This window comes from Modestobacter sp. VKM Ac-2977 (assembly GCF_026968045.1).
Lineage (GTDB): Bacteria > Actinomycetota > Actinomycetes > Mycobacteriales > Geodermatophilaceae > Modestobacter.
In genome coordinates this window covers 44,019-50,832 of record NZ_JAPVBQ010000002.1, presented here as the reverse complement: position 1 = coordinate 50,832, position 6,814 = coordinate 44,019, and the positions used below count along the sequence as shown (strand labels likewise).

Sequence of the window (6,814 nt, the reverse complement as noted above, 5' to 3'; positions counted from 1 at the left end):
CGCGATCCCCCTGCGCAGCGACGTTCGCTCCGCTCCTCGCTCGCTGGCGCTCACTCGATGCTCACTCACTGCGCGATCCCCCTGCGCAGCGACGTTCGCTCCGCTCCTCGCTCGCTGGCGCTCACTCGATGCTCACTCACTGCGCGATGTCCCGGCGGAGCGCCACGGCCCCGCGCAGGTAGACGTGCTGGACGGCGGCCCGGTCGCGGTCGGTCTCCACGTGCGCCATCAGGCGCAGCACCCGGGGCAGGGCGTGCGGCACCGCGATCTCGGTGGCGCACATCAGCGGCACGTCGCCCAGCCCCAGCTCCCGTGCGGCGAGCGCCGGGAACTCCGACACCAGGTCGGGCGTGGCAGTGAACAGGATGCTGATCAGGTCAGCGGGGTCCAGCTCGTTGCGGGCCAGGACCGTGCTCACCAGCTCCCGGGTGGCCTCCAGGACCTCGTCCCGGTCGTCGGCGGCCACCTGGGTCGCACCGCGGATGGCTCGGACGGCCACAGCACTCTCCTCGATCGATGCGGTGCACGGGTCGCCGTGCACCTCGATCGAGTCTACGGAGCCCGCGCCACCTCTCCCGCCGGACCGCGGGAGAGGTGGTCGGTCGGCTCAGCCCAGGGGCGCGAGGCCCCAGGTCGCGGTGGTCGACTCCCCCGGTTCCAGGCGGATCACCGACTCCCCGGTGGCGAAGGCGTTCGGCGGGCAGGTCATCGGCTCGACCGCCAGCCCCTGCCGGCGGCGCGGCTCGGGCACCACGTCGCCGGTGAACAGCTGCAGGTGGCTGTAGGCCGAGTCGAGCCAGAGCGCAGCGCCACGCCCGTCCGGGCCGGTCAACCGCACCCAGGCCAGCCCGTCGGCGTCCCGCTCGAGGTCGGTGAAGGCGTGGTCGATGACCAGGTCCCCGACGGTCCGGCCGCCGCGCAGGTCGTAGGGAGTGCCGGCCACCGGCACCGAGCCGGTGGGGATCCCCCGCCCGTCGGTCTCCAGCCGGGTCCTCCCCGGCGCGTCCAGCACGCAGTCGTCCACGAGCAGCCCTGGCCCGGCGGCCAGGTAGGGGTGGTGCCCCTCGCCGTAGGGCAGGGCGACCGACCCCTCGTTGACGGCGGTCGTGGTGACCCGCAGCCCCTCGGTCGACAGCTCGTAGGCCACCTGGAGGCGCAGGGCGAACGGGTAGCCGGGCTGCGGGTGCAGCAGGTGCTCCAGCGTGACGCCATCGCTGCTCCGGTCGACCACGCGCCATGCCGAGAAGCGCACCAGGCCGTGGATCGCGTTGGCCTGCTCCGGCTCGCTCAGCGGCGTGCGGTGCTCCTCGCCGTCCCAGGTGTAGCAGCCGTCGGCGAGCCGGTTCGGCCAGGGGACGAGCACGTGTCCCCGAACGGTGCCGGCCATCTCGTCCTCGCCGTAGCCGTCCACGACCGCCCGGCCCCCGACGTGGTAGGACCGCAGCCCGCCGCCCACCTCGACCACGGTCGCCTCGGCCCCGGCGCAGCGGAGGGCGAACTGCTCTCCAGTGGGCAGGACCGTCATCCCAGACGCGCCCCGGACTCGAGGGAGAACAGGTGCACGTGGTCCGGGCGGGCCGTCACGTGGACGACGTCCCCCGAGCGCGGGGGACGACGGCCGTCGACCCGGGCGATGATCGGCTGCTCCACGTCCTCGAACAGGGCCCGGCCGTACAGGTACGCGTCCGCGCCGAGCTCCTCGACCACGTCGATCTCCACCGGCAGGCCCTCGGCGGAGAGGTCGAGGTCCTCGGGCCGCACGCCGAGCGTGAGCCTGGGCTCGGCACCCAGCACGTCGCGCGCCACCGGCTGCAGCGCCGTGCCGAACCGGACACCGCCGTCGACGACCGGCACCTCGAACAGGTTCATCGCCGGCGAGCCGATGAAACCGGCGACGAAGGCGTTCGCCGGGCGGTCGTACAGCTCACGAGGGGCGCCGACCTGCATGAGCAGGCCGTCCTTGAGCACCGCGACCCGGTCACCCATGGTCATCGCCTCGACCTGGTCGTGGGTGACGTAGACGGTGGTGATGCCCAGCCGGCGCTGCAGCGAGGCGATCTGGGTACGGGTCTGCACCCGCAGCTTCGCGTCCAGGTTGGACAGCGGCTCGTCCATCAGGAAGACCTGCGGCTTGCGCACGATCGCCCGGCCCATCGCCACGCGCTGCCGCTGGCCACCGGAGAGCGCCTTGGGCTTGCGGTCCAGGTAGGGCTCCAGGTCCAGCAGCCTGGCCGCCTCCTCCACCCGGGTGCGGCGCTCGTCCTTGCCCATCCCGGCGATCTTCAGCGCGAAGCCCATGTTGTCCGCGACCGTCATGTGTGGGTAGAGCGCGTAGTTCTGGAACACCATCGCGATGTCCCGGTCCTTGGGGGCGACGTCGGTGACGTCCTGGTCCCCGATGAGGATGCGCCCCCCGTCGACCTCCTCCAGCCCGGCGAGCATCCGCAGGGACGTGGACTTCCCGCAGCCCGACGGGCCGACCAGGACGAGGAACTCCCCGTCCTGGACCTCCAGGTCCAGCGAGTCGACCGCAGGTCGCTGACCCGCCTGGTAGATCCGGGTCGCGGAGTCGAAGGTAACGGTGGCCATGGTGTCCTCCTACCGGCAGGAACGTGCCGGACGATCCGAGTGGGTGGTGCCGTGGACGTCGTGGTGCCGTGCAAGTTCTACCGCCTCGCGGCGGGGCCGGGTGTTCAGACCCGGTCGGCGGTCATCTCCCGGGCCTCCGCGTACCGCTCGCGCACGAACGGGACCGGGTCCGCCTGGTAGGTCTGCGTGCTGGTCGCGGGCCAGACCGGCGGGGCATCCCCACCGGCCAGCACCCACGCGGCCTGGCGGGCGGCGCCGTCGGCGACGTACTCCCCCGGCGGCGGCACCAGCACCGGCACCCCGAGCACCGCAGGGGCCAGCCGGCGCACGGCCTCGGAGCGCGCGCCGCCACCGACCAGGAGCACCCGGCGCACCGGGTTGCCCTGGGCGGCGATCGCCTCGAGCCCGTCGGCCAGGCCGCACAGCAGCCCCTCCACCGCGGCGCGCGCCAGGTGCGCGGGGTCGGCGGTCGACAGGGTCAGCCCGTGCAGCGCGCCGGTGGCGTACGGCTTGTCCGGCGTCCGCTCCCCCTCCAGGTACGGGACCAGGACCAGGCCGCCGGAACCGGCGGGCGCGGTCAGCGCCAGCCGGGACAGCTCGTCGTGGTCCACCCCGAGGAGACGGGCCGTCGCGTCCAGCACCCGGGCGGCGTTGAGCGTGACGACCAGGGGCAGGAAGTTGCCGGTGGCGTCGGCGAACCCGGCGACGGTGCCGGTCGGGTCGGCCGACGGGGTGGTGGAGACGGTGGAGACGACGCCGGAGGTGCCGATGGAGAGGACGACGTCGCCGGGCTCGGCGTTGATGCCGAGCGCCGCGGCGGCGTTGTCGCCGGTCCCCGGACCGAGGACGGCGCCGCCGTCGCCGGCGACCGCGCCCGCCGCCACGACGCCGGCCTGCTCGGCCGGGCCGAGGACGCGCGGCAGCACCGGGGCGCGGCCAGCGAACGCCCGCTCCAGCAGGTCGGTCCGGTAGTCCCCGGTGAACGGCGACCAGTAGCCGGTGCCGCTGGCATCGCCCCGGTCGGTGACCAGGCCGTCCAGGCCCGGCGAGCCGGCCAGCCGCCAGGTGAGCCAGTCGTGCGGGAGGCAGACCGCCGCCGTCCGGGCCGCGTTCTCCGGCTCGTGCTCGGCCAGCCAGCGGAGCTTGGTGACGGTGAACGACGCGACCGGCACGAGGCCGACGGCGTCGGCCCAGGCCTGCCCGCCGCCGAACTCGGCGGTGAGGTCGGTGGCGGCCTGGGCGGAACGGGTGTCGTTCCACAGCAGCGCCGGGCGGACGACCTCGCCGTCGGCGTCCAGGCACACCATCCCGTGCTGCTGCCCGCCGACGGCGACCGCGGCGACGTCGGCGAGGCCGCCGGCCTCGTCGATCGCCGTCCGCAGTGCCGCCTCCCAGGCGGCGGGGTCGACCTCGGTGCCCTCCGGGTGACCCGCCCGGCCCTCACGGACCAGCCGGCCGGTCTCGGCCTCCCGGACGACGACCTTGCACGACTGGGTCGATGAGTCGACCCCCGCCACCAGCGTCATGACCTGCTCCTGCTGCTCTCTGCGGTCGGGATCAGCTCAGCGGGCGCCGAGCAGGTGCTCGATCATCAGCTGGTCGACCCGGACGACGCCGGCACCGCGCTTGGCCACGGCCTCGGCGTCGAAGTCCTCGAACGCGGAGCGGTCGGCCAGCAGGTCCTCGAAGGTCTCGCCCGCGGCGAGGGTGGGCTGGCGCAGCTCGGGCACCCGCGCAGCGGCCAGCGCCTCCTGCACCTCCGGGTCGGCCCGGAACGCCGCGGCCCGCTCCTTGAGCAGCAGGTAGGTGCGGATGTTGGCCGCGGCCGAACGCCACACGCCGTCCATGTCCTCGGTGCGCAGCGGCTTGTAGTCGAAGTGCCGCGGACCGGTGTAGGCCGGGGCGCCGTCGACGCCGCCGTTCTCCAGCAGGTCGACGGTCGAGAAGGCCTGCAGCAGGTCACCGTGGCCGAAGACCAGGTCCTGGTCGAACTTCGGGCCGTGCTGGCCGTTGAGGTCGATGTGGAACAGCTTGCCGGCCCACAGCGCCTCGGCGATGCCGTGGGTGAAGTTCAGGTTGGCCATCTGCTCGTGCCCGGTCTCCGGGTTCAGGCCCACCAGGTGGGAGTGCTCGAGCTTGGCGATGAAGCCCAGCGCGTGCCCGATGGTGGGCAGGAAGATGTCGCCGCGAGGCTCGTTCGGCTTGGGCTCCAGGGCGAACTTCAGGCCGTAGCCGCGGGCCTCCGAGTAGGCGGCCAGGGTGTCGATGGACTCCGCGTAGCGGTCCAGTGCGGCGATCAGGTCCTTGGCCATGTCGACCTCGGCGCCCTCGCGGCCGCCCCACAGCACGTAGGTCTGCGCGCCCAGCTCGGCGGCCAGGTCCATGTTCCGCATGACCTTGCGCATCGCGTAGCGGCGCACCTCGCGGTCGTTGGCGGTCAGGCCACCCTCCTTGAACACCGGGTGGGTGAACAGGTTGGTCGTGACCATCGGCACGACCAGGCCGGTCTCGTCGATCGCGGCGCGGAAGCGCTTGATGTGGGCGTCCCGGGCGCTGGTGTCGCTGCCGAAGGGGATCACGTCGTCGTCGTGGAAGGTGACGCCGTAGGCACCGATCTCGGCGAGCCGGTGCACCGACTCGACGACGTCCACCGGCTCACGGGTGGCGGTGCCGAACGGGTCCGCGGCCGGCCAGCCGACGGTCCACAGGCCGAAGGTGAACTTGTCCTCGCGGGTGGGCGTGAGGTCGGTCATCGGGCGGTTCCTCTCGAAGACTGTGGAGCAGGAGGACGGCGTCCCCGCCGGACGGCTCGGGACCGGAGCCGGCGGGTGCTGCGGGCGATCAGGTACTCGCCAACGAGGGCGACACCGACAGTGTCACCCCGCCGGTCGGCCGGGAGCCAGCGACCCCGATCGACCCAACGAACCAGCAATGTGGCCCGAAAGTTGCGGGCGGTTTTCGACAACGTAAGACGCGGCGAGTCCGGTGTCAACGCCGCTGCTCGAACCCGTTGACACAACTGTCCGGACAGTCAGAACTGCCCTTCCCGTCGTCCGACCACCGCCGCAAGGCGACCCGGCCGCCCGTGTGGGTGCACGGTTTCCGAAAGTCTTTCGACAGGAATGGGCTGAAGTTACGATCACCCGGCCGACACCCGGTGTCCATCCGGGCCAGGCATCGCGGCACGACCCCAGGAGGCACCGTGAGACAGCACCCCACCCGACCCACCCTGGCGGTGATCGCCGCCGCGGCGGGGGTGTCGTTGCCGACGGTCTCCAAGGTGCTCAACGGCAAGCAGGACGTCGCGGCCGCCACCCGGGCGCACGTCCAGCAGGTCCTCGAGCAGCACAAGTACGTCCCCCTGACGCCCAGGGGTCCGACCCGCCCGCTCGTCGACGTGGTCTTCACCGCGCTGGACAGCCCCTGGGGGATGGAGATCCTGCGGGGGGTGACCGAGGCCGACCTCGAGGTCGTGGTCACGACCCTGTCCCGGTCCTCCGCCGGGGACTGGGTGCAGGAGCTCATCACCGGTGGTCGTCAGGGCGCCATCGTGATCACCTCTCGCCTGACCGCGGCCGACCAGCGGCGACTGGGCGGCTCCAAGCTGCCGGTCGTCGTCATCGACCCGGTCGACATGCCCGGTCAGGAGGTTCCCAGCGTCGGTGCGACCAACTGGTCCGGCGGTCTCGCCGCGACCGAGCACCTCATCGAGCTCGGGCACCGGCGGATCGCCGTGATCGGCGGTAAGGAGGACTACCTCTGCAGCCGCGCACGCATCGACGGCTACCGGGCGGCCCTCGATCGGGCCGGCATCCCCTTCGACCCGGCGCTGGTGCGGCACGGCAACTTCCACCACGAGGGGGGGTACGAGCAGGCGCGGGTGGTGCTGGAGCTGGCCGATCGCCCCACCGCCGTCTTCGCGGGCAGTGACGAGCAGGCCTTCGGTGTGCTGGAGGCCGCGCGACAGGCCGGCCTGTCCGTCCCGGGCGATGTGAGCGTGGTCGGCTTCGACGACCTGCCGATGGCCCGCTGGTCCTCGCCGCCGCTGACCACCGTCCGGCAGCCCCTGGCCGACATGGGGCGCATGGCCGGCCGCATGCTCCACGACCTCATCACCGGCACCCGCCTGGAGACCCAGCGGGTGGAACTGGCCACGCAGCTGGTGCCCCGGGCCTCCACCGCCCGCCCCTCCTGAGATCCCCCGGCGGGCCGGCCGCCGGGACCG

The 6,814-nt window shown here is 73.1% G+C and carries 6 protein-coding genes; 1 reads left to right on the top strand and 5 read right to left on the bottom strand.

Annotated elements, in window-relative coordinates:
- Window positions 1–136: 136 nt before the first annotated feature.
- From aroH to xylA, 5 genes are all read right to left on the bottom strand, one after another.
- A complete protein-coding gene (gene aroH, locus O2V63_RS07860) occupies window positions 137–499 on the bottom strand; it encodes a chorismate mutase (RefSeq protein WP_164701331.1) in 363 nt (120 codons plus the stop codon).
- Between the two features lie 108 nt (window positions 500–607).
- Window positions 608–1,525 (bottom strand): aldose 1-epimerase family protein, encoded by a 918-nt coding sequence (locus O2V63_RS07855; protein WP_269166991.1) that lies wholly within the window; start codon window positions 1,523–1,525, stop codon window positions 608–610.
- Window positions 1,522–2,589, bottom strand: a complete 1,068-nt coding sequence (locus O2V63_RS07850; RefSeq protein WP_269166990.1) for an ABC transporter ATP-binding protein — start codon at window positions 2,587–2,589, stop codon at window positions 1,522–1,524. The genes O2V63_RS07855 and O2V63_RS07850 overlap by 4 nt, the downstream gene beginning before the upstream one ends.
- A gap of 104 nt (window positions 2,590–2,693) precedes the next feature.
- Window positions 2,694–4,115, bottom strand: coding sequence for a xylulokinase (gene xylB, locus O2V63_RS07845; protein ID WP_269166989.1), 1,422 nt, complete (start codon window positions 4,113–4,115; stop codon window positions 2,694–2,696).
- A gap of 36 nt (window positions 4,116–4,151) precedes the next feature.
- On the bottom strand, window positions 4,152–5,342 hold the full coding sequence (gene xylA / locus O2V63_RS07840; RefSeq protein WP_269166988.1) for a xylose isomerase: 1,191 nt from the start codon (window positions 5,340–5,342) through the stop codon (window positions 4,152–4,154).
- Between the two features lie 449 nt (window positions 5,343–5,791).
- Between xylA and O2V63_RS07835 the strand changes: the two genes are divergently transcribed.
- A complete protein-coding gene (locus tag O2V63_RS07835) occupies window positions 5,792–6,784 on the top strand; it encodes a LacI family DNA-binding transcriptional regulator (protein ID WP_269166987.1) in 993 nt (330 codons plus the stop codon).
- The last annotated feature ends 30 nt before the right edge of the window (window positions 6,785–6,814 follow it).